The sequence below is a fragment of the Specibacter sp. NPDC057265 genome (assembly GCF_042668835.1).
Classification (GTDB): domain Bacteria; phylum Actinomycetota; class Actinomycetes; order Actinomycetales; family Micrococcaceae; genus Specibacter.
In genome coordinates, this window is record NZ_JBHUYE010000021.1 from 32,282 (window position 1) to 52,320 (window position 20,039).

The 20,039-nt window shown below is 65.5% G+C and carries 17 protein-coding genes; 14 read left to right on the plus strand and 3 right to left on the minus strand.

Going from position 1 to position 20,039, the window contains the following annotated elements; translation table 11 throughout:
- Positions 1-7: 7 nt before the first annotated feature.
- Genes ACFUCV_RS12875 through ACFUCV_RS12885 form a run of 3 tightly spaced genes read right to left on the minus strand, consistent with a single transcriptional unit; the run spans position 8 to position 4,368 of the window.
- A complete protein-coding gene (locus tag ACFUCV_RS12875) occupies positions 8-1,297 on the minus strand; it encodes an alpha/beta fold hydrolase (protein WP_380816306.1) in 1,290 nt (429 codons plus the stop codon).
- The gene (locus ACFUCV_RS12880; protein WP_380816307.1) at positions 1,294-1,800 is read right to left on the minus strand and encodes a GNAT family N-acetyltransferase; all 507 of its coding nucleotides are present in this window, start codon (positions 1,798-1,800) and stop codon (positions 1,294-1,296) included. The genes ACFUCV_RS12875 and ACFUCV_RS12880 overlap by 4 nt, the downstream gene beginning before the upstream one ends.
- A gap of 21 nt (positions 1,801-1,821) precedes the next feature.
- Positions 1,822-4,368 (minus strand): DEAD/DEAH box helicase, encoded by a 2,547-nt coding sequence (locus ACFUCV_RS12885; protein WP_380816309.1) that lies wholly within the window; start codon positions 4,366-4,368, stop codon positions 1,822-1,824.
- 44 nt (positions 4,369-4,412) lie between these two features.
- Between ACFUCV_RS12885 and ACFUCV_RS12890 the strand changes: the two genes are divergently transcribed.
- The 14 genes from ACFUCV_RS12890 to secG all read left to right on the plus strand — a co-directional run bounded on the left by ACFUCV_RS12890 (position 4,413) and on the right by secG (position 19,941).
- The gene (locus ACFUCV_RS12890; protein WP_380816311.1) at positions 4,413-5,231 is read left to right on the plus strand and encodes a trans-aconitate 2-methyltransferase; all 819 of its coding nucleotides are present in this window, start codon (positions 4,413-4,415) and stop codon (positions 5,229-5,231) included.
- Positions 5,232-5,410: 179 nt separating this feature from the next.
- Entirely contained in the window at positions 5,411-5,785 is a 375-nt protein-coding gene (locus tag ACFUCV_RS12895; protein ID WP_380816312.1) for a GntR family transcriptional regulator, read from the plus strand.
- Between the two features lie 148 nt (positions 5,786-5,933).
- Positions 5,934-8,816: an excinuclease ABC subunit UvrA gene (gene uvrA / locus ACFUCV_RS12900; RefSeq protein ID WP_380816314.1), complete on the plus strand. Its 2,883-nt coding sequence runs from the start codon at positions 5,934-5,936 to the stop codon at positions 8,814-8,816.
- A gap of 79 nt (positions 8,817-8,895) precedes the next feature.
- The gene (locus ACFUCV_RS12905; RefSeq protein ID WP_380816316.1) at positions 8,896-9,654 is read left to right on the plus strand and encodes an HAD hydrolase-like protein; all 759 of its coding nucleotides are present in this window, start codon (positions 8,896-8,898) and stop codon (positions 9,652-9,654) included.
- Positions 9,641-10,309, plus strand: coding sequence for a lysophospholipid acyltransferase family protein (locus tag ACFUCV_RS12910; protein WP_380816318.1), 669 nt, complete (start codon positions 9,641-9,643; stop codon positions 10,307-10,309). The genes ACFUCV_RS12905 and ACFUCV_RS12910 overlap by 14 nt, the downstream gene beginning before the upstream one ends.
- A 5-nt stretch (positions 10,310-10,314) precedes the next feature.
- Entirely contained in the window at positions 10,315-12,297 is a 1,983-nt protein-coding gene (gene uvrC / locus ACFUCV_RS12915) for an excinuclease ABC subunit UvrC (RefSeq protein ID WP_380816320.1), read from the plus strand.
- A gap of 141 nt (positions 12,298-12,438) precedes the next feature.
- On the plus strand, positions 12,439-13,371 hold the full coding sequence (rapZ, locus tag ACFUCV_RS12920; protein ID WP_380816322.1) for an RNase adapter RapZ: 933 nt from the start codon (positions 12,439-12,441) through the stop codon (positions 13,369-13,371).
- A 2-nt stretch (positions 13,372-13,373) separates the two neighbouring features.
- On the plus strand, positions 13,374-14,369 hold the full coding sequence (yvcK, locus tag ACFUCV_RS12925) for a uridine diphosphate-N-acetylglucosamine-binding protein YvcK (RefSeq protein WP_380816324.1): 996 nt from the start codon (positions 13,374-13,376) through the stop codon (positions 14,367-14,369).
- A gap of 26 nt (positions 14,370-14,395) precedes the next feature.
- Positions 14,396-15,376: a DNA-binding protein WhiA gene (whiA, locus tag ACFUCV_RS12930; RefSeq protein WP_380816326.1), complete on the plus strand. Its 981-nt coding sequence runs from the start codon at positions 14,396-14,398 to the stop codon at positions 15,374-15,376.
- Between the two features lie 100 nt (positions 15,377-15,476).
- The gene (locus ACFUCV_RS12935) at positions 15,477-16,100 is read left to right on the plus strand and encodes a superoxide dismutase (protein WP_380816328.1); all 624 of its coding nucleotides are present in this window, start codon (positions 15,477-15,479) and stop codon (positions 16,098-16,100) included.
- Between the two features lie 282 nt (positions 16,101-16,382).
- The gene (gap, locus tag ACFUCV_RS12940; protein ID WP_380816330.1) at positions 16,383-17,393 is read left to right on the plus strand and encodes a type I glyceraldehyde-3-phosphate dehydrogenase; all 1,011 of its coding nucleotides are present in this window, start codon (positions 16,383-16,385) and stop codon (positions 17,391-17,393) included.
- A gap of 8 nt (positions 17,394-17,401) precedes the next feature.
- Entirely contained in the window at positions 17,402-18,640 is a 1,239-nt protein-coding gene (locus tag ACFUCV_RS12945; protein WP_380816332.1) for a phosphoglycerate kinase, read from the plus strand.
- Between the two features lie 110 nt (positions 18,641-18,750).
- Positions 18,751-19,566, plus strand: a complete 816-nt coding sequence (gene tpiA / locus ACFUCV_RS12950) for a triose-phosphate isomerase (protein WP_380816335.1) — start codon at positions 18,751-18,753, stop codon at positions 19,564-19,566.
- Between the two features lie 120 nt (positions 19,567-19,686).
- Positions 19,687-19,941 carry a preprotein translocase subunit SecG gene (secG, locus tag ACFUCV_RS12955; protein ID WP_380816337.1) on the plus strand — a complete coding sequence of 85 codons (255 nt, stop codon included), beginning with the start codon at positions 19,687-19,689 and terminating at the stop codon, positions 19,939-19,941.
- Positions 19,942-20,039 lie beyond the last annotated feature (98 nt).

The window sequence follows — 20,039 nt, forward strand, 5'->3', positions numbered from 1 at the left end:
GTACCGGCTACGCTGGGCGCACCAGGTGCAGCAGGCGTGCGAAGATGCCCTCGCCGTCGTCGGCAATGCCATCGTGGTGGAAGTCGGCACTTTCCCAGAGCTGCAGGCCCTGCACGGCGGCGGCTGTGGCCAGGGAAATCCCACGGTCCACATAGATGTCGTCGCTGTACACGGCCGCGGCCACGGGTACCGTGTTGCGGCCCAGCTGTTCTTGGTCGTACAGCGCGCCCCAGCCCTGAACCCGGTGTGCCAGCAGGTGCGCCAGCTCCCGCAAGGGAATGAGCGCGGGGTCCTGCTCGAAGTACCACGGGTAAATGGCTTCACCCGTCAGCAGCGGTTCGGGCGCCTCCGCTCGGAAGTCCGGGTTGGCCTCCAGGACGCGCGCGGCGGCCCAGGCGCTGGGCTCGCCTTGGACGTAAATGGATTCATGCATCAACGCATACAGCGGATTGGGGGCGCGGTTCACCACTGCGCCCACATTGGCCAGGAAGGTGTCGGAAAGACGCACGCCGTCGGCCGTGTCGGTGAAGGCTTCCTCCAGCAGGAAGTGCAGCGCGTCAAAGCGGGTGTTGCCGCCCAGGAAGTTGCCCAACATTTGCAGCCGTTCGGCTGTGAGCCGCTCACCGGTGGGAAGATGTTCGGGCACGTGCGCCACGTGGCGCATCAGGCCCGTCACCAGGGCCCGGTCGGCGGGATACTTGGCGAAATATTCGGCATTGCGCGCCCGCAGCCGGGCAAAGGTGGCCGCATAGACCTGGTCGGCCGGCCCGGCCAGCGGCCCAAGCCCACCGGTGATCAGCGCCTCCTTCAGCCCCTGCGGGGCGAAGGAGAGGTACGTCAGGGCACAAAAGCCGCCGTAGCTTTGGCCAAAAATGCTCCAGGGTCCGCTGCCCAGGGCCGCCCGGATGAATTCGGCGTCGGCCACAATGTCAGTGGCGCGGAAATGGGACAAATAATCCGCCTGCTCCGCAACACCACCCACCAGCGGCAGCGTCTGCCGGTTCACCGGGGTGGAAAGTCCGGTGCCGCGCTGGTCGAGCATCAGGATGCGGAAGTGCCGGGCCGCTTCCTTGAGCCAGCCGGAGAGCCCCGCCGGCCGGTTGCCCTTGCCGCCGGGGCCGCCCTGCAGGAACAGCAGCCACGGCAGTTCCGCCGCGTGCTCCAGCGCGGCGTCGCGCATTTCCCGGGCAAAGACGGTGATGGTGGGCCCCTGCGGATCCGCATGGTCCAGGGGCACCTGAAAACGGTGATCGCGCAGGAACAATCCCCGCACCTGAAACGGTTCGCCGGATTTCATGATGCTGCCTCCACGGTGGAGCAGGCACCAAAGGAGGACAGCTCCGGGCCGTCCAGCCGGAAAACATGCCAGCCGTCCATGGGCGCCGCACCGAGCTTTTTGTAGAAGTTGATGGAGGGCTCGTTCCAATCCAACACGCTCCACTCCACCCGCGCATACCCGCGCTCCACGGCAATGCGCGCCAAATTCTGCAGCAGCATTTTGCCATAGCCGCCGCCACGGGCCTCCGGGCGGACGTACAGGTCCTCCAAATAAATCCCGTGCGTGCCCTCCCAGGTGGAGTAGTTCAAAAACCACAGCGCAAAGCCCACAATGGGATCGCCGGCCACCGGGGAATCCACCACATGGGCGAAAACCTGCGGATTGGCGCCAAACAGGCTGGCCTGGAGCATCTGCGGCGTGTTTTTCACCGCCTCCGGCTCTTTTTCATACACGGCCAGATCATGGATCATGCCCAAGATGGCGGGAACGTCGGCGGGGGTCGCGGTGCGCAGCAAAGTCATGACGCCAGCTTAGTGCCCGCCCTACATCCGGCTGAATTCCTGGAAGCGGACGACGGCGGCACCGGCCTCGTTTGACGCCTCCAGATCCACGGTGGCCAGCATGTACCAGTCGTTGTTGCCTGCCGGGTCCATGAGGCCCTGGCGCACCTCCCAGCTGTCATCGCCCATGGTGATCTGCAGCAGCGCCGGGCCCCGGGCGGCAGGACCGGACTCCAGGTATTCGTGTTCGTCCCAGTACCCGTCCAGCGCATCGGCCCAACGGTCGGCATCCCAGCCGTGTTCGCCGTCGAGCCTGCCCAGCTCCTCAAAGTCATCGTCGGCAGCCAGTTCCACCCGGCGGAACATTTCATTGCGGACCATCACCCGGAAGGCGCGGGTATTGTCGCTCAGGCGCGGGGGAGCGGGGGGCAGGGCCGGCTCCGCGGCTTCGGCCAAGGTGGCCGAATCCTCCCCGCTGGTCATCTTCTCCCATTCGTCCAGCAGGCTCGAATCCACCTGGCGGACCAGCTCACCGAGCCACAGGATGATGTCTTCCAGGTCTTCACGCAGGGCATCCTGGGGGACCGTCTGGCGCAGGGCCTTGTAGGCGTCGGTGAGGTAGCGCAGCACAATGCCTTCGGAACGGGCCAGGGAGTAGTACTGGACGTACTCGCCAAAGTTCATGGCCCGCTCATACATGTCACGGATGATGGACTTGGGGCTCAGTTCAAAGTCGCCCATCCACGGCGCGGCCCTGCGGTACACCTCAAAGGCGTCAAAGAGCAGCTCCTGCAGCGGCTGCGGGTAGCTGACCTCGTCCAGGATCGCCATTCGCTCGTCATACTCGATGCCCTGCGCCTTCATGTCGGTGATTTTTTCGGTGCGTTCGCGCTTGAGCTGGGCGGAGAGGATCTGCCGCGGCTTCTCCAGCGTGGACTCAATGACCGAGATGACGTCCAGGGCGTAGCTGGGCGACTGAAGATCCAACAGGTCCAGGGCTGCGAGCGCGAAGGGGGAGAGCGGCTGGTTCAGGGCAAAGTTCATTTGCAGGTGCACTGTCAGGCGCACCGTGCGTCCATCGGCCTCCAGTTCCTCCGCCGGGATGCGCTCCACCACGCCGGCGCCGAGCAGTTCCCGGTACATGCCAATGGCCTTGCGCATCAGGGCGCGCTGCTTGGCGGGGGGCTCGTGGTTTTCTGTCAACAGCGCCTTGGCGGCCTGGAAGGGGTCCCCGGGACGTTCCAGCAGGTTCAGCAGCATGGCATGGGTGATGGTGAAGCTGGAGGTCAGCGGCTCCGGCACGGATTCGGCCAGGCGCTTGAACGTGGGCTCACCCCAGCTGACAAAGCCCTGCTGTGGCTTCTTCTTCACCACCTGCCGCAGCTTCTTTTGGTCGTCACCAAACTTCGCCACCGCCTTGGCCATGGCCTTGGCGTTCTCCACCACGTGCTCGGGGGCCTGGACAATGACTGTTCCGGCCGTGTCATAACCGGCCCGGCCGGCGCGTCCGGCAATTTGCTGGAACTCACGCACCTGCAAAACGCGGGTCTTCACGCCGTCGTACTTGCTCAAGGCCGTGAGGAGCACGGTGCGGATGGGGACATTGATGCCAACGCCCAGGGTGTCGGTGCCGCAAATGACCTTCAGCAGCCCCGCCTGCGCCAGCTGCTCCACCAGGCGGCGGTACTTGGGCAGCATGCCGGCATGGTGGACGCCAATGCCGTGGCGGACCAGCCGGTTCAAGGTCTTGCCAAAGCCCGCGGAGAAACGGAAGCCGGCAATGAGCTCAGCAATTTTGTCCTTCTCCCCGCGGGTGCACACATTGATGCTCATCAGGTTCTGTGCCCGGTCAATGGCCTCGGCCTGGCTGAAGTGCACCACATAGACCGGCACCTGTTTGGTGGCCAGCAGCTCCTCCAGGCTTTCGTGGACGCCCGTTTGCACATAGTAGTAATGCAGCGGAATGGGGCGCTCGCCGGAGGAGACGGTGGTGGTCTCCCGGTTGGTCAGTTCGGTCAGTTCCCGCTCAAAGCGACTGACGTCCCCCAAGGTGGCGCTCATGAGCAGGAACTGGGACTGCGGCAGCTCCAACAGGGGCAGCTGCCACGCCCAGCCGCGCTGCGGATCCGAGTAGTAGTGGAACTCGTCCATGATCACCACGCCCACATCGGCGTCTGCCCCCTCGCGCAGGGCAATGTTGGCCAGGATCTCCGCCGTGCAGCAAATGATGGGCGCATCCTGGTTCACGGAGGAGTCTCCGGTGATCATGCCGACGTTTTGCGCCCCAAAGATCTCGCACAGGGCAAAGAACTTCTCCGACACCAGCGCCTTGATGGGGGCCGTGTAGTAGCTGGCTGCGCCCCGGGCCATGGCATTGAAGTGCGCGGCAATGGCCACCATGGACTTGCCCGAACCCGTGGGGGTGGAAAGGATCACATTGTTGCCGCTGACCAGTTCCAGGGCGGCCTCCTCCTGGGCCGGATACAGCTCCAAACCACGCTCCATGGTCCACTCCAGAAACGCGTCCAGGACATCGTCATCGGAGGAGGTTTGCGGGTTCAAGGTGGCAAGCTGTTCAAGAAGATTCATGGTCCTTCCAGCTTAGGCGCTCGCAGCTGTGGCAGGATAACGCCATGGTTGACAAAAGTTTTCCCTGGGAACCGGCCAAGTACGGCGAATTTGCCGACCACCGCAGCCGCCCCTTCTTTGACCTCACCGCACGCATCCGCGCCGAAGCCCCGCGTTCAGTGGTGGACCTGGGCTGCGGCCCGGGGACCCTGACCGCCACGCTGGCCCAACGCTGGCCCCAAGCCCGCGTCCTGGGGATCGACAGCTCCGCGCACATGCTGGCACAGGCCCGGGCCACCGCGGCACAGCTGCAGGCCGGCAAGCTGGGCTTCGCCGAGGGGGACCTTGCCAGCTGGCGTCCGGAGGCCGACACCGACGTGGTGGTCTCCAATGCGGCCCTGCACTGGGTGCCAGGCCACTTGGAACTCATGGGCACGTGGCTGCAGACGCTGCGCCCCGGCGCGTGGCTGGCCGTGCAGGTCCCCGGGAACCACCACGCCCCATCGCATGCCCTGATGCGTGAGCTGGCCCTCAGTGCACCGTGGCGCGCCAGGCTGGCGGATGTGGTGCACCACGATGACGCAGTGGGCACGCCCGGCGACTACCACCGGCTGTTCCGGCGCGGCGGAGCCGCCGTGGAAGTCTGGGAGACCACCTACCAGCAGCTGCTCCAGGGCCGGAACCCGGTGCTGGAGTGGACCCGCGGCGCGGCCCTGCGCCCCATCCTGGCAGCCCTGGATCCAGAGAGCCAAAAGGTGTTCGAGCGGCAGTACGGTGCGCTGCTGGCCAAGGCCTACCCGCCGGGTGAATTTGGCACGCTCTTTCCCTTCCGCCGGATTTTCATGGTGGGGCGCAAGGAAGCCCAGCCCGCCGCCGCGCCATAGGCACGCAGCCCGCCCGGCAGGCGGCGGTGGCCGTACCTGCGCCCTGGCGCGGTGCGGCTATGGGCAATCTCACGCTGTCGCGCCCGTGGCCTTTCCACTACGATTTGAACTAGGCACAATCTTGTTGCTAGCGGCTGTGGTGATGCAGCGGCGGAAGAGGTGGACACGCAATGAATGCCATGGATCAACTCATGCGGCGTTGGCGTCTCGATACGGATTCCACGGTGCCCCCCTTCGAGCAAATCAGATTGCGGATCCTTGACCTTGCCTCCTCCGGTGAACTGGCCGTGGGAACCAAGCTGCCCTCGGTCCGGGCCCTGGCCAGTGATTTGGGCGTGGCGGCCAATACGGTGGCCCGGGCGTACAGGGAACTGGAACAGGCCGGCATTGTGGCCACTGCCGGGCGCAGCGGAACCGCCATTGCTTCGGGCGGGGACAAAATCGCCGCCCAGGTGGCGCTCGCGGCCGAGGCCTACGCCGAGGTGGTGCGCGAACTTGGCGTGCCGCAAAACCAGGCCCTGAACATCGTCAAGGCTGCCCTGGGGAGCAGTTGAGCCGGGAGCGAACGGAGGGGCTTTACGGCCCCCCGCGGTCCATGTTCGAACGAACTTTCGATTATACTTTTTAGTGTCTGCAGGGTGTGCGGGGCCAGTGCCCGCCCGCCCAAGCCACGGTGTGGCACTCCCGGATGTGAAGGAAACAATGGCCCAGCAAGTAACGCATGAAACCCTCCCCAAGCGCCCTGATTTGTCCCGTCTGGTGGTGAAGGGGGCCCGGGAAAACAATTTGCGCAACGTTGATCTTGACTTGCCGCGCGACTCCATGATCGTCTTTACCGGGCTGTCCGGATCCGGAAAATCCTCGCTCGCCTTCGACACCATTTTTGCCGAGGGCCAGCGCCGCTACGTGGAGTCCCTGTCCGCGTATGCCCGGCAGTTCCTGGGCCAGGTGGACAAGCCGGATGTGGACTTCATTGAGGGATTGTCCCCGGCGGTGTCCATTGATCAAAAGTCGACGTCGAAAAACCCGCGGTCCACCGTGGGCACCATCACGGAGATCTACGACTACATGCGCCTGCTGTGGGCGCGGGTGGGGACACCGCACTGCCCCGTCTGTGGCGAGCCCATTGCCAAGCAGACCCCGCAGCAGATTGTGGACCAGTTGCTGGAAATGCCCGAGGGCACCCGCTTCCAAATCCTGGCGCCCGTGGTGCGTGACCGCAAGGGCGAGTTTGTGGAGCTTTTCAAGGAATTGACGGCCAAGGGCTATTCCCGCGCCAAGGTCGACGGCGGACAGATTCAGCTTTCCGATCCGCCCAAACTGAAGAAGACCTTCAAACACACCATTGAAGTGGTGGTGGACCGCCTGGTCATCAAGGACGGCATCACCCAACGCCTGACCGATTCGGTGGAGACGGCGCTGAACCTGGCCGAGGGGCGCGTGGTCGCCGAGCTGGTCGACCTTGCCGACGACGACGCCGGACGCCTGCGCACCTTCTCGGAGAACCTGGCCTGCCCGAACGAACATCCCCTGGCCATTGACGAGATTGAGCCGCGCTCCTTTTCCTTCAACAACCCCTTTGGCGCCTGCAGCGCCTGCAGCGGCATTGGTTCAAAACTGGAGGTCGATGAGGAGCTGGTGGTTCCCAACCCGTTCCTGTCGTTGCGGGACGGCGCCATTGCCCCCTGGTCGCTGGGAACCGCCACCACGGAATATTGGAACCGCCTGCTGGAGGGTCTGGCCAATGAGCTGGGCTTCACTCTGGAAACGCCGTGGAACAAGCTCGACACCGCCGCCCGCACCGCCATCCTGTACGGCAAGGACCACAAGGTGGTGGTGCAGTACAAGAACCGTTTTGGCCGGGAGCGCAAGTACAGCACGGGCTTTGAAGGCGCCGTGCAGTACATTCAGCGCAAGCATGCCGAAACCGAGTCCGACCATGCCCGCGACCGCTATGAAGAGTACATGCGCCAGATCGCCTGCCCGGCCTGTGGCGGGGCGCGTCTGAACCCGGCGTCGCTTTCGGTGCTGATCAATGGCAAGTCCATTGCCGAGGTCTGCGCCCTGTCCATGCGTGACTGCTTTGCCTTCCTGAGCAACTTGACGCTCTCCCACCGGGAGGAGCAAATCGCCAGCCAGGTGCTGAAGGAAATACAGGCCCGCCTGAAGTTCCTGCTGGATGTGGGCCTGGAGTACCTGAACCTGGAACGCGCCTCCGCGACCCTTTCCGGCGGCGAGGCCCAGCGGATCCGCCTGGCCACGCAGATCGGCTCGGGGCTGGTGGGGGTGCTGTACGTGCTCGATGAGCCCTCCATTGGCCTGCATCAGCGCGACAACCGCCGCCTCATTGAAACCCTGACCCGGCTGCGGGACCTCGGGAACACCTTGATAGTGGTGGAACACGATGAGGACACCATCAAGGAAGCGGACTGGATCGTGGACATTGGTCCCGGCGCCGGCGAGCACGGCGGCGAGGTGGTCCATTCCGGGTCCCTGGCGGATCTGCTGGCGAACACCCGCTCCCTGACGGGCGACTACCTCTCCGGGCGCAAGGCCATTGCCGTCCCGGCAAAGCGCCGCAAGTACGACAAAAAGCGTGAGCTGATGGTGGTGGGGGCAAAGGAAAACAACCTGGACAAAATTGACGTGAAGTTCCCCCTGGGCGTGTTGACGGCTGTGACGGGCGTCAGCGGCTCCGGCAAGTCCACCCTGGTCAACGAGATCCTGTACAAGGTGCTGGCCAACAAGCTCAACGGCGCCAAGCAGGTGGCCGGGCGGCATCTGCGGGTGGACGGGCTGGAGCATCTGGACAAGGTGGTGCATGTGGATCAAAGCCCCATTGGCCGCACCCCGCGTTCCAACCCCGCCACCTACACGGGCGTGTTTGACAACATCCGCAAGCTCTTTGCCGAGACCAACGAGGCCAAGATGCGCGGCTACCAGCCGGGCCGTTTCTCCTTCAACGTCAAGGGCGGCCGCTGTGAGGCCTGCAGCGGTGACGGCACCTTGAAAATTGAAATGAACTTCCTGCCCGACGTCTATGTGCCCTGCGAGGTGTGCCACGGCGCGCGGTACAACCGCGAAACGCTGGAGGTGCATTACAAGGGCAAGTCCATTGCCGACGTGCTGAACATGCCCATTGAGGAGGGTGCGGACTTCTTTGCCGCCTTCACCCCCATTGCCCGGCACCTGCGCACGCTGGTGGACGTGGGCCTGGGCTATGTGCGCCTGGGCCAGGCCTCCACCACCCTCTCCGGTGGCGAGGCGCAGCGGGTGAAGCTGGCGGCGGAACTGCAAAAGCGTTCCAACGGGCGCAGCATCTACGTGTTGGACGAGCCCACCACGGGCCTGCACTTTGAGGACATCCGCAAGCTGCTGCTGGTGCTGCAGGGCCTGGTGGACAAGGGCAACACGGTCATTGTCATTGAACACAACCTGGATGTGATCAAGAGCGCGGACTGGATCGTGGACATGGGGCCCGACGGCGGCACGGGCGGCGGGCGCGTGGTGGCCACCGGAACCCCGGAAAAGGTGGCCAAGAGCCAGGACAGCTATACGGCGGAGTTCCTGCGCGAGGTGCTGTGACGCCCCTGCCCGGGGACCCGTCCATGGCCGCTGCGGCATGGATGGGCCGCGGCGCGCGGTGCCATGAGAAACTATGGACGTGATTATTGATTCCCCGGCCCCGGTGCGGCCCTGCACGTACCCCGTTGTGCTGTTCGACCTTGACGGCACGCTGGTGGACCCCGCCGGCGGCATCACCGGGGGAATAGCGCAGGCCCTGCGCGCCCTGGAGCTGCCCGTTCCGGCGGATGCGGTCCTGGCCACCATGGTGGGTCCCAAGCTGGCCGATGCGCTGCTGGGCATTGCCGGGGTCCCGGCGGACAAGGTGGGCGCCGTCATTGCCAACTACCGTGCCTGGTACGCCACCCGCGGCATGGCCATGTCCCGGGTGTACCCCGGGGTCAGGGAACTGCTGGCGCAGCTGCGCGACAGTGGCGTGATCCTTGCCGTCGCCACCCAAAAGCCCGAACCCTTGGCCATGGAGCTGCTGTCCCGGCATTCGCTGGCGGAATTTTTCACCACCATCCGCGGCGCGCATGCCGATGAAGGCCTGCGGGCGGGGGACCCCGGCTACCGCCCCGGCAAGGCTGAAATCATTGCCGCCGCCCTCACCGACGCCACAGCCGCCCTCGGGGCGGATCCGGCCCGGCCGGTGCAGGCGGTCATGGTGGGGGACCGGCACCAGGACGTGGCGGGCGCCCGCAGCAACTCCCTGGCCTGCATCGGAGTCTCCTGGGGCTTCGCGCTCGATGGCGAGCTGGCGCGCTCAGGTGCGGCCGCCGTCGTCCATTCCATTGCGGAGCTGGCACGGCTGCTGACCGGGGCGGCTGCGCAGGAGGTGCACCATGGCGCTGTATGACGCGACCCGTGTGCTCACGCGCGGCACCATTGCCACCCTGTGCCGGCCCACAGTGCAGGGACTGGAAAACATACCCGCCCACGGGCCCTTCATTGTGGCCCCCAACCATTTGTCGTTCTTTGATTCCGTGATCGTGCAGGCCCTCACGCCACGGCCCGTCTCCTTCTTTGCCAAGGCCGAATACTTCACGGGAAAGGGTGTCAAAGGCAAGTTGATGAAGTCGTTCTTTGAATCAGTGCATTCCATCCCGGTGGAACGTGGGGAGCAGGCCGCCAGTGTGCAGGCGTTGAAGACGCTGCTGGAAATCCTGGGCCGCAATGAGGGTGTGGGGATTTATCCGGAGGGCACCCGCTCACGGGACGGCGTGCTCTACCGCGGACGCACGGGCGTGGGCTGGCTGGCCCTGACCACTGGTGCACCCGTGGTTCCAGTGGGCATCATCGGCACCGAAAAATTGCAGCCCGCCGGGAGCAAGGGCTTCAAACCCGCCAAGTTCACCCTGCGCTACGGGGCGCCGCTGACCTTTGCACAAACCGGGCCCGACCATGCCCTGCCCGCCCGCAGGGCTGCCACCGACGCCATCATGGACGCCATTGCGCAACTGACGCGCCAGCCCCGCAGCGCCCGGTACAACCAGAGCCCGCCGGCGGAGTAGGGGCCATGGCAAATCCAGCAAGCTACCGTCCCCTGCCCGGGGAAATCCCCACCGATCCCGGGGTGTACAGGTTCCGTGACGAGCACGGGCGCATCATCTACGTGGGCAAGGCCAAGAACCTGCGTGCCAGGCTCAACTCCTACTTCGCGAACCCGGCCAAGCTGCAGCCCAAAACGTTCGCCATGGTCCACCACGCGGCCAGTGTGCAGTGGACCATTGTGGGCAGCGAGCTGGAGGCGCTGCAGCTTGAATACACCTGGATCAAGGAGTTTGCCCCGCGCTACAACCTGGCCTTCCGCGATGACAAGTCCTACCCCTACCTGGCAGTGACCATGGGGGAGAAGTACCCGCGGGTGCAGGTGGTCCGTGGCGAGCGGCGCAAAGGCACCCGCTATTTCGGGCCCTACACGGCCGGGGCCATCCGGGAGACCATGGACACCCTGCTGCGGGTGTTCCCCGTGCGCAGCTGCTCCCTGGGCGTGCTGCGCCGGGCCGAGCGCAGCGGCCGGCCCTGCCTGCTGGGCTACATCGACAAGTGCTCAGCGCCCTGCGTGGGGCGCATCAGCACCGAGGACCACCGGGATCTGGCGCAGGATTTCTGCGACTTCATGAACGGCGAGGCCAAACGCTTCATTGGCACGCTGGAGAAGAAAATGGCCGCCGCCGTCGCCGAGCTGGACTACGAGCAGGCGGCGCGCCTGCGCGATGACATTGTGGCCCTGCGCAAGGTGTTTGAACGCAACGCGGTGGTGCTGGCGGAGGAAACCAATGCCGATGTGTTCGCCGTCGAGCAAGACGAGCTGGAAGCCGCGGTGCAGGTCTTCCACGTCCGCGGCGGGCGCATCCGCGGACAGCGCGGCTGGGTGGTGGAAAAGGTGGAGGACACCACCACCGCCGAACTGTGGGAACACCTGCTGCAACAGGTGTACGGCAGCGAAGACGGCGAGCAGGGCAGCATCCCGCGCCAGATCCTGGTGCCCGAGCTGCCGGCCAACCATGAACAGCTGGAAAGCTGGCTGGCCGTGCTGCGCGGGGGCAAGGTGGCCATCAAGGTCCCCCAGCGCGGAGAGAAGGCGGCCCTGATGGGCACCGTGCAGGCCAATGCGCGCCAGTCCATGGTGCTGCATAAATCGCGCCGCGCCGGAGACCTCACCACCCGTTCCCTGGCCCTGCAGGAGCTGCAGGAAGCCCTGGAGCTGCCCATGCCGCTGCTGCGCATCGAGTGTTTTGACATTTCCCATGTCCAGGGCACCAATGTGGTGGCCTCCATGGTGGTGGTGGAGGACGGGTTGGCGAAGAAAAGCGAATACCGCAAGTTCGCCATCACCGGTGAAGCCGCCATTGACGACACCGCGTCCATGTATGACGTCATCAGCAGGCGCTTTCGCAACTACCTGAGCGAAAAGGCCGAACGTGCACAGTCCATGCCGGGTTCAGGCAGCGTCGACCCGGCGGCAGGCTCCGGCGCGGAGGCCAACAAGGCCAAGTTTGCCTACCCGCCCAATCTGGTGGTGGTCGACGGCGGCATCCCCCAGGTCAACGCCGCCTCCCGGGCCCTGGCGGAACTGGGCATCACCGATGTTGCCGTGGTGGGCCTGGCCAAGCGGCTGGAGGAGGTATGGGTTCCAGGCAGCGACTTCCCCGTCATTTTGCCGCGCGCCTCCGAGGGCTTGTACCTGCTGCAGCGGATCCGCGACGAAGCGCACCGCTTTGCCATCACCTTCCACCGCGCCAAACGCGGAAAGGCCATGACCGCTTCGGTGCTGGACGGGGTGCCGGGGCTCGGCACCGCCAAGCAAAAGGCCCTCCTGGAGCACTTTGGCTCCTTGAAGAAGGTGCGCGCCGCCACCGTGGAGGAGTTGGGCCAGGCCAAGGGCGTGGGCCCGGTGCTGGCGCAGTCCATTTTCGCCACCCTGCATGCCGACGGCGCCGCCGCACCCGAACAGGCCCCGGCAGTGAACATGACCACGGGTGAAATTCTTGACTGAAGCCGGCCCGTGCCGCTGCGGGACGGGCCGGTGCAGCCGCCACCGTGGCGCAGCATCTGGCAGGATGGTGGGTGGCCCCACCCGCGCGCATGCCGGGCAACGGCAGGCACCGGAACAGCCACTTAGGGACAGGGATGAGCAATGACTGAACAGCACGACGCAACGGCCGCCACGGCCGCAACGGACAATGCCTTGACGCCGGTCAAACCCGTGGAGGCGGAGCTGCTGGTCATCACCGGCATGTCGGGGGCCGGGCGCAGCACTGCCGCCAACGCCCTGGAGGACCACGGCTGGTATGTCATTGAGAACCTGCCGCCGCAAATGCTTGGCACCCTTGCCGACCTCGCGTCCCGGATGCCGGCGGCGCTGCCCAAGCTCGCCGTCGTCGTCGACGTGCGCAGCAAGGCGCTCTTCGCCGACATCCGTGACTCCCTCAAGGCCCTGTCCGCCGCCGGTGTGGCCTACCGGGTGCTGTTCCTGGATGCCAGCGACGACACCCTGGTGCGCCGCTTTGAGCAGGGCCGGCGCCCGCACCCGCTGCAAAACGACGGGCGCATCACCGACGGCATCACCGCCGAGAGGCTGCTGCTGGCGGATATGAAGGCGCAGGCGGAGATGGTGCTGGACACCTCCGTGATGAACGTCCACCAACTGGCCACCGCCGTCACGGAGCTCTTTTCCGAATCCGGCCCCGTGGTGTTGAGCCTGACAGTGATGAGCTTTGGGTTCAAATATGGGCTGCCCATGGACGCCAACTATGTTGCGGATGTGCGCTTCATCCCCAACCCGCACTGGATCCCGCAACTGCGTCCGCTCACGGGCCAGGACGAGGCAGTGAGCAACTTTGTGCTGCAGGACAACGGCGCCGCCGGATTTGTGGACCGGTACGTCCACGCCCTGGAGCCGGTGCTGGAGGGCTACCGCCGGGAAAACAAGCACTACGCCACCATTGCAGTGGGCTGCACGGGCGGCAAGCACCGCTCCGTGGCGGTGGCCATTGAACTGGCCAAGCGGCTGGGACAGCTGCCGCACGTCACTGCCAGCATCCGGCACCGTGATTTGGGCCGGGAGTAGCCGTGTACACCGGAATCCTGCCGATCATCCCGGCCGCCAGCAAATTGTCCGCCCCCGAGAGCGGGGTGCGGGTCGCCGCACTCGGCGGCGGGCACGGGCTGGCCGCGTCGCTGTCCGCGCTGCGCCTGGTGACAGGTGAGGTCACAGCCATTGTCACCGTCGCCGACGACGGCGGCTCTTCCGGCCGGCTGCGGGAGGAACTCGATGTCCTGCCGCCCGGGGATCTGCGCATGGCGCTGTCGGCACTGTGCGACGACACGGACTGGGGGCGCACCTGGCGCGATGTCATGCAGCACCGTTTCGCCTCCCGCGACGGCGTCAAGGGTTCCCTGGACAACCATGCCCTGGGCAACCTGCTCATTGTGACCCTGTGGGAGCTGCTGGGCGACACCGTGGCCGGGCTGCGGTGGGCCGGCGCGCTCCTGGGGGCGCGGGGCGAGGTGCTGCCCATGGCCAGTGTTCCGCTGACCATTGAAGGCAGCGTCCGCCAGGGCACGGGGGAAGGCGCCCTCATCCGTGGACAGTCGCGGCTGGCCAAGGCCGGTGAACTGGCCAATGTGCGCCTGCTGCCCGAGGACGCCCCGGCCTGCGCCGAGGCGGTGGCCGCCATTTGCCAGGCCGACTGGGTGGTTTTGGGTCCGGGGTCGTGGTACACCTCGGTGCTGCCGCACCTGCTGCTGCCGGAAATGCGCCAGGCCCTGTGCAGCACCACGGCGCGGCGGTTGCTGACCATGAATTTGGACACCAATGACCTGGAGGCCACGGGCATGAATGCCGCCGACCACCTGCACGTCATTGCCCAGTATGCCCCCGATTTCCGGGTGGACGTGGTGCTTGCCGATCCGGATTCCATTGGTGATGCCCGGCAGTTCCAGGCAGCGGCGGCAATGCTCGGTGCGCGGGTGGTGTTCGGTAAAGTGGGCAGCTCCGGCGAAAGCGCCGTGCATGACCCCTTGCGTCTTGCCGCCGCCTACAGGGATATTTTTGGGAATCAATAAATGAACGTGAAAGCGAAGGGCAGACCATGGCGCTGACGGCGGCGGTAAAAGAGGAATTGTCCCGGCTTGATGTTAAAAAATCGTCCGTGCGCAAGGCCGAGGTCTCGGCGCTGCTGCGCTTTGCCGGGGGCCTGCACATCATTTCCGGACGGATAGTCATTGAAGCAGAGGTGGACACCGCCGCCACGGCGCGCCGGCTCCGGGTGGCCATTGCGGAAATGTACGGGCACCAAAGCGAGATCGTGGTGGTCTCCGGCGGCGGGCTGCGCCGGGGCAGTCGCTATGTGGTGCGGGTGGTGCGTGACGGTGAGGCCCTGGCCCGCCAAAGCGGTCTGCTGGACGGACGCGGACGGCCGGTGCGCGGCCTGCCCTCGGCGGTGGTCAACGGCTCCAGCGCCGACGCCGAAGCCGTCTGGCGCGGGGCGTTCCTGGCCCACGGCTCCCTCACCGAACCGGGCCGCTCCTCAGCGCTGGAGGTCACCTGCCCCGGACCGGAGGCGGCCCTGGCCCTGGTGGGCGCTGCCCGCCGGCTGGACATAGCCGCCAAAGCCAGGGATGTGCGCGGCATTGACAGGGTGGTGATCCGCGACGGCGACACCATTGGCGAGCTGCTGGTGCGCATGGGCGCCCACGCCACCTTCCTCATCTGGGAGGAACGCCGCATGCGCAAGGAGGTCCGCGCCACGGCGAACCGGCTCGCGAACTTCGACGACGCCAACCTGCGCCGTTCCGCCCAAGCCGCAGTGGCCGCCGGAGCCAGGGTGGAGCGGGCACTTGAAATCCTGGGGGAGGACGTGCCCGAGCACCTCAAGTACGCCGGTGCGCTGCGGGTGGCCCACAAGCAGGCCAGCCTCGATGAACTGGGCCGCCTTGCGGACCCACCCCTGACCAAGGACGCCATTGCCGGACGCATCCGGCGCCTGCTGGCCATGGCGGATAAAAAGGCCAAGGACCTGGGCATTCCCGGCACTGAGTTCAACGTCACCTTTGACATGCTCGATGGCTAAAGTGCCTAGTATGGAAGAGTAGAGCGCGGGGCTGCCTCCGGCAGACCCGCCGGGACGGTTCGCGCCGACCCACCCCAAGAAGAAACGCAATGGAGGAACCGTGACCAAGTACACACTTCCGGAACTCAGCTACGACTATGCTGCGCTGGAACCGAACATTTCCGCCCGCATCATGGAACTGCACCACAGCAAGCACCACGCAGCCTACGTTGCCGGCGCCAACACCGCCCTGGAGCAGCTTGCCGAGGCCCGCGAAAGCAACAACTTCGCCAACATCAACAGGTTCTCCAAGGACCTGGCATTCCACCTGGGCGGGCACACCAACCACACGATCTTCTGGAACAACCTTTCCCCTGAAGGCGGCGACAAGCCCACAGGCGAGCTGGCAGCGGCCATCGACGACGCTTTCGGTTCCTTCGACGCCTTCCGCGCCCACTTCACGGCGGCTGCCATGGGCATCCAGGGCTCCGGCTGGGCGCTGCTGTCCTACGAGGGCCTCGGCGGCAACATGGTCATCGAGCAGCTCTTCGACCAGCAGGGCAACGTCCCCGTGGCCACCACGCCCCTGTTGATGCTGGACATGTGGGAGCACGCCTTCTACCTGGATTACGTCAACGTCAAGGCCGACTACGTGAAGGCTTTCTGGAACATTGTGAACTGGGCCGACGTCGCCAAGCGCTTTGACGCAGCCCGCGCCAACGCCACGGGCTTGATCCTGCCCTAACAGCTTCGAACAGCTGCGCTGAAAGACTTCCGGGTGCAGCGGCCCCTGGCCGCTGCACCCGGAAACCCGGTGGGCCACCCGTGGTGGACCATCATGTGGACGCCCGCCTCCCAATATTACCGGGGCGGGCCCCACTGAATGTAATATGGATCACGGCGTCGGAATGAAAATGGACGCCGTGCATGTAAAGAATCTCTGCCCAACGTCGTGCGGGAAACCATGGTTGAAGGTGACCTTCAACTTGACTACGTGTGCTCCACCTGAGCACCAAGGAGAGAACAAGTGACTACTCGTATTGGTATTAACGGCTTTGGCCGCATCGGCCGCAACTACTTCCGCGCCGCCCTGGCCCAGGGTGCGGACCTCGACATTGTGGCAGTCAATGACTTGACCAGCCCCGAAACCTTGGCGCACCTGCTCAAGTACGACTCCGTCACCGGCCGTCTGGCCGCCAGTGTCGAGGTCGTCGATGGAAACCTCGTGGTGGACGGAAAGACCATCAAGGTCTTCGCCGAGCGCGATCCCGCCAACCTCCCCTGGGGCGAGCACAATGTTGACATTGTCATCGAGTCCACCGGCTTCTTCACCAACGCCGCAGGCGCGCAGAAGCACCTTGATGCCGGCGCCAAGAAGGTCCTGATCTCGGCACCGGCCTCCGATGAAGACATCACGATCGTCATGGGCGTCAATGACGAGCTGTACGACCCGGCCGCGCACCACATCATCTCCAACGCCTCCTGCACCACCAACTGCCTCGGCCCGCTGGCCAAGGTCCTCAACGACAGCTTCGGCCTGGAGCGTGGCCTGATGACCACCATCCACGCCTACACCGCCGACCAGAACCTGCAGGACGGCCCGCACAAGGACCTCCGCCGTGCCCGTGCGGCGGCCATCAACATGGTCCCCACCTCCACCGGTGCCGCCAAGGCCATTGGTCTGGTCCTGCCCGAACTCAAGGGCAAGCTCGACGGCTACGCCATCCGCGTCCCCGTCCCCACAGGTTCAGCCACCGACCTGACCGCCACCGTCAGCCGCGAAGTCACCGTGGAGGAAGTCAACGCCGCCTACAAGGCCGCCGCAGCCGAAGGCAAGCTGGCCGGCTACCTGACGTACACCGAAGACCCGATCGTCTCCTCGGACATTGTCACCGACCCGTCCTCCTCGATCTTCGACTCGGGCTTGACCAAGGTCATCGGCAACCAGGTCAAGGTGGTTTCCTGGTACGACAACGAGTGGGGCTACTCCAACCGCCTGGTCGATCTGACCGAACTCGTTGCATCGAAGCTGGGCTAGGCGTCAGCATGACACTGCACACCCTCAGCGAACTCCTCGATGAAGGTGTCCGTGGGCGGTACGTTCTGGTCCGCAGTGACCTGAACGTGCCGCTTGACGGCTCTAACGTCAGTGACGACGGACGCATCAAGGCGTCCCTGCCCGTCATCTCGGCCCTCGCCGGGGCCGGGGCGCGGGTTTTGGTCAGCGCCCACCTGGGCCGTCCCAAGGGCACCCCGGAAGCCAAATACTCCCTGGCGCCGGCCGTGGCCCGCCTGGCCGAACTGGCCCCGGAACTGAACGCGGTCCTGGCCGCGGACACCACGGGACCGGCTGCGCAGGCGGCAGCGGCGGCCCTGGCCGACGGTTCGGTGCTGGTGTTGGAAAACGTGCGCTTTGACGCCCGCGAAACCTCCAAGGACGACGCCGAACGGGGCGCCTTCGCCGCCGAACTCGCCGCCCTCACGGGCAGCAACGGCGCGTACGTGGACGACGCCTTCGGTGCCGTGCACCGCAAGCATGCCAGCGTCTATGACATTGCCAAGGCACTGCCGTCGTACCAGGGTGACCTGGTGCGCACCGAACTCGAGGTGCTGCGCAAGCTCACCACCGACTCCGAACGCCCCTACGTGGTGGTGCTCGGCGGTTCCAAGGTCTCCGACAAGCTGGCGGTCATTGACAACCTGCTGGGCAAGGCCGACTCCATCCTGGTGGGCGGCGGCATGCTGTTCACATTCCTGGCAGCCCAGGGCCACAAGGTGGGTGCCTCACTGCTGGAGGTTGACCAGATCCCCGTGGTGAAGGACTATCTGGCCCGCGCGGAAGCCGCCGGAACCAGCTTCGTGCTGCCCACCGACGTGGTCGTGGCCGCCGGCTTTGCCGCCGACGCCGCCCACGAGGTGGTGCCCGCGGACGCCATCGAGGGCAGTTCCTTCGGTGCCGCGGGCCTCGGTCTGGACATCGGCCCCGCATCCGGTGCGGCGTTCGCGGCGGCCATTGCGGCCGCCAGGACGGTGTTCTGGAACGGCCCCATGGGTGTGTTTGAGTTCGCTGCCTTCGCCGAAGGCACGCGGGCTGTCGCCGCGGCTCTGGAGGCCAACAGTGCCAACGGCGGCTTCACGGTGGTCGGCGGCGGGGACTCCGCCTCGGCCGTGCGTTCGCTGGGCTTCGCCGACACCGCCTTTGGGCATATTTCCACCGGTGGCGGCGCCAGCCTGGAATACCTTGAGGGCAAGGAACTGCCCGGCTTGGTGGCGCTGGACCGCTAAGCGCAACGGTGGCGGCGGGTGTCAACCCGCCGCCACCTTTCGTGCCGGCACGCAGCCGGCACCCGATCCACAGCTGTTGGAATAACAGTGACGCAAGAAACGAGAGAACAATGACGACTTCAACCAACGGGGCATTTGACCGGACACCGCTGATTGCCGGCAACTGGAAGATGAACATGGACCACGTCCAGGGCATCACACTGCTGCAAAAGCTGGCCTGGACGCTTTCCGACGCCCGCCACGACTTCGACCGCGTTGAAGTAGCCGTATTCCCCCCGTTCACCGACCTGCGCGGCGTGCAGACACTGGTCCAGGGCGACAAGCTCAACCTCGTCTACGGCGGCCAGGACCTCTCCGACAAGGACTCCGGAGCCTACACCGGGGACATTTCCGGAGCCTTTTTGAACAAGCTGGGCTGTAGCTACGTGCTGGTGGGCCACAGTGAACGCCGCGAATTCCACCACGAGGGCGACGAGCTGCTCAACGCCAAGGTGAAGGCGGCCTTCCGCCACGAGGTCACCCCCGTGCTGTGCGCCGGTGAAGGCCTGGAGGTCCGCAAGGCCGGGAACCACGTTGAGCACACCCTCGCCCAGGTCCGCGGCGGCGTCGCCGGACTCACTGCCGAGCAGGCAGCGCAGCTGGTCATCGCCTACGAGCCCGTCTGGGCCATCGGCACCGGTGAAGTTGCCGGACCGCAGGATGCACAGGAAATGTGCGCCGCCATCCGTGCGGAGCTGGCGGACTTGTTCGACGCCGCCACCGCCGACAAGACCCGCCTGCTCTACGGCGGCTCGGTCAAGGCCAACAATGTTGGCGCCATCATGGCCGAACGCGACGTCGACGGCGTGCTGGTGGGCGGAGCGAGCCTGGATGCAGGGGAATTTGCCAACATTGCACGCTTCGAACAGCACCTGGTGAGCCACTAGCGGTTATCTTCCCCCGGCACGTGTCCATTCGCTCCGCACGTGCGCACCCGGTTAGACTGGGGTGCGGTACAACGAGCAAACTTTTTTTGCATCAACCCTCACCATGCTGAAAGGCCACACGTGGAAGCATTACAAATTGCCCTGCAGATCCTTTTGGGAGTCACCAGCCTGCTGCTGACCCTGCTGATTCTGCTCCACAAGGGCCGTGGCGGCGGACTCTCCGACATGTTTGGCGGCGGCATGAGCTCCAGCCTTGGCTCCTCAGGTGTGGCCGAGCGGAACCTGAACCGTTTCACGGTGATCCTGGGCGTTGTTTGGGGAGCCGTCATCATTGGGCTGGGACTTATCATGTCCTACGGCAACATCGCCGCCTGAACTGAAAAACGGGCCCACCCCCAGGCAGTGCATAAAGGAAGGACCCCGCCGCGGCGGGGTCCTTCCTTTATGCACTGCCTGGGGCAGCACCCTAGTGC

Coding starts and splice junctions, on each gene's coding strand:
- ACFUCV_RS12875 (WP_380816306.1), bottom strand. CDS start 1,297: ATGAAATCCGGCGAACCGTTTCAGGTGCGGGGATTGTTCCTGCGCGAT.
- ACFUCV_RS12880 (WP_380816307.1), bottom strand. CDS start 1,800: ATGACTTTGCTGCGCACCGCGACCCCCGCCGACGTTCCCGCCATCTTG.
- ACFUCV_RS12885 (WP_380816309.1), bottom strand. CDS start 4,368: ATGAATCTTCTTGAACAGCTTGCCACCTTGAACCCGCAAACCTCCTCC.
- ACFUCV_RS12890 (WP_380816311.1), top strand. CDS start 4,413: ATGGTTGACAAAAGTTTTCCCTGGGAACCGGCCAAGTACGGCGAATTT.
- ACFUCV_RS12895 (WP_380816312.1), top strand. CDS start 5,411: ATGGATCAACTCATGCGGCGTTGGCGTCTCGATACGGATTCCACGGTG.
- uvrA (WP_380816314.1), top strand. CDS start 5,934: ATGGCCCAGCAAGTAACGCATGAAACCCTCCCCAAGCGCCCTGATTTG.
- ACFUCV_RS12910 (WP_380816318.1), top strand. CDS start 9,641: ATGGCGCTGTATGACGCGACCCGTGTGCTCACGCGCGGCACCATTGCC.
- uvrC (WP_380816320.1), top strand. CDS start 10,315: ATGGCAAATCCAGCAAGCTACCGTCCCCTGCCCGGGGAAATCCCCACC.
- rapZ (WP_380816322.1), top strand. CDS start 12,439: ATGACTGAACAGCACGACGCAACGGCCGCCACGGCCGCAACGGACAAT.
- whiA (WP_380816326.1), top strand. CDS start 14,396: ATGGCGCTGACGGCGGCGGTAAAAGAGGAATTGTCCCGGCTTGATGTT.
- ACFUCV_RS12945 (WP_380816332.1), top strand. CDS start 17,402: ATGACACTGCACACCCTCAGCGAACTCCTCGATGAAGGTGTCCGTGGG.
- tpiA (WP_380816335.1), top strand. CDS start 18,751: ATGACGACTTCAACCAACGGGGCATTTGACCGGACACCGCTGATTGCC.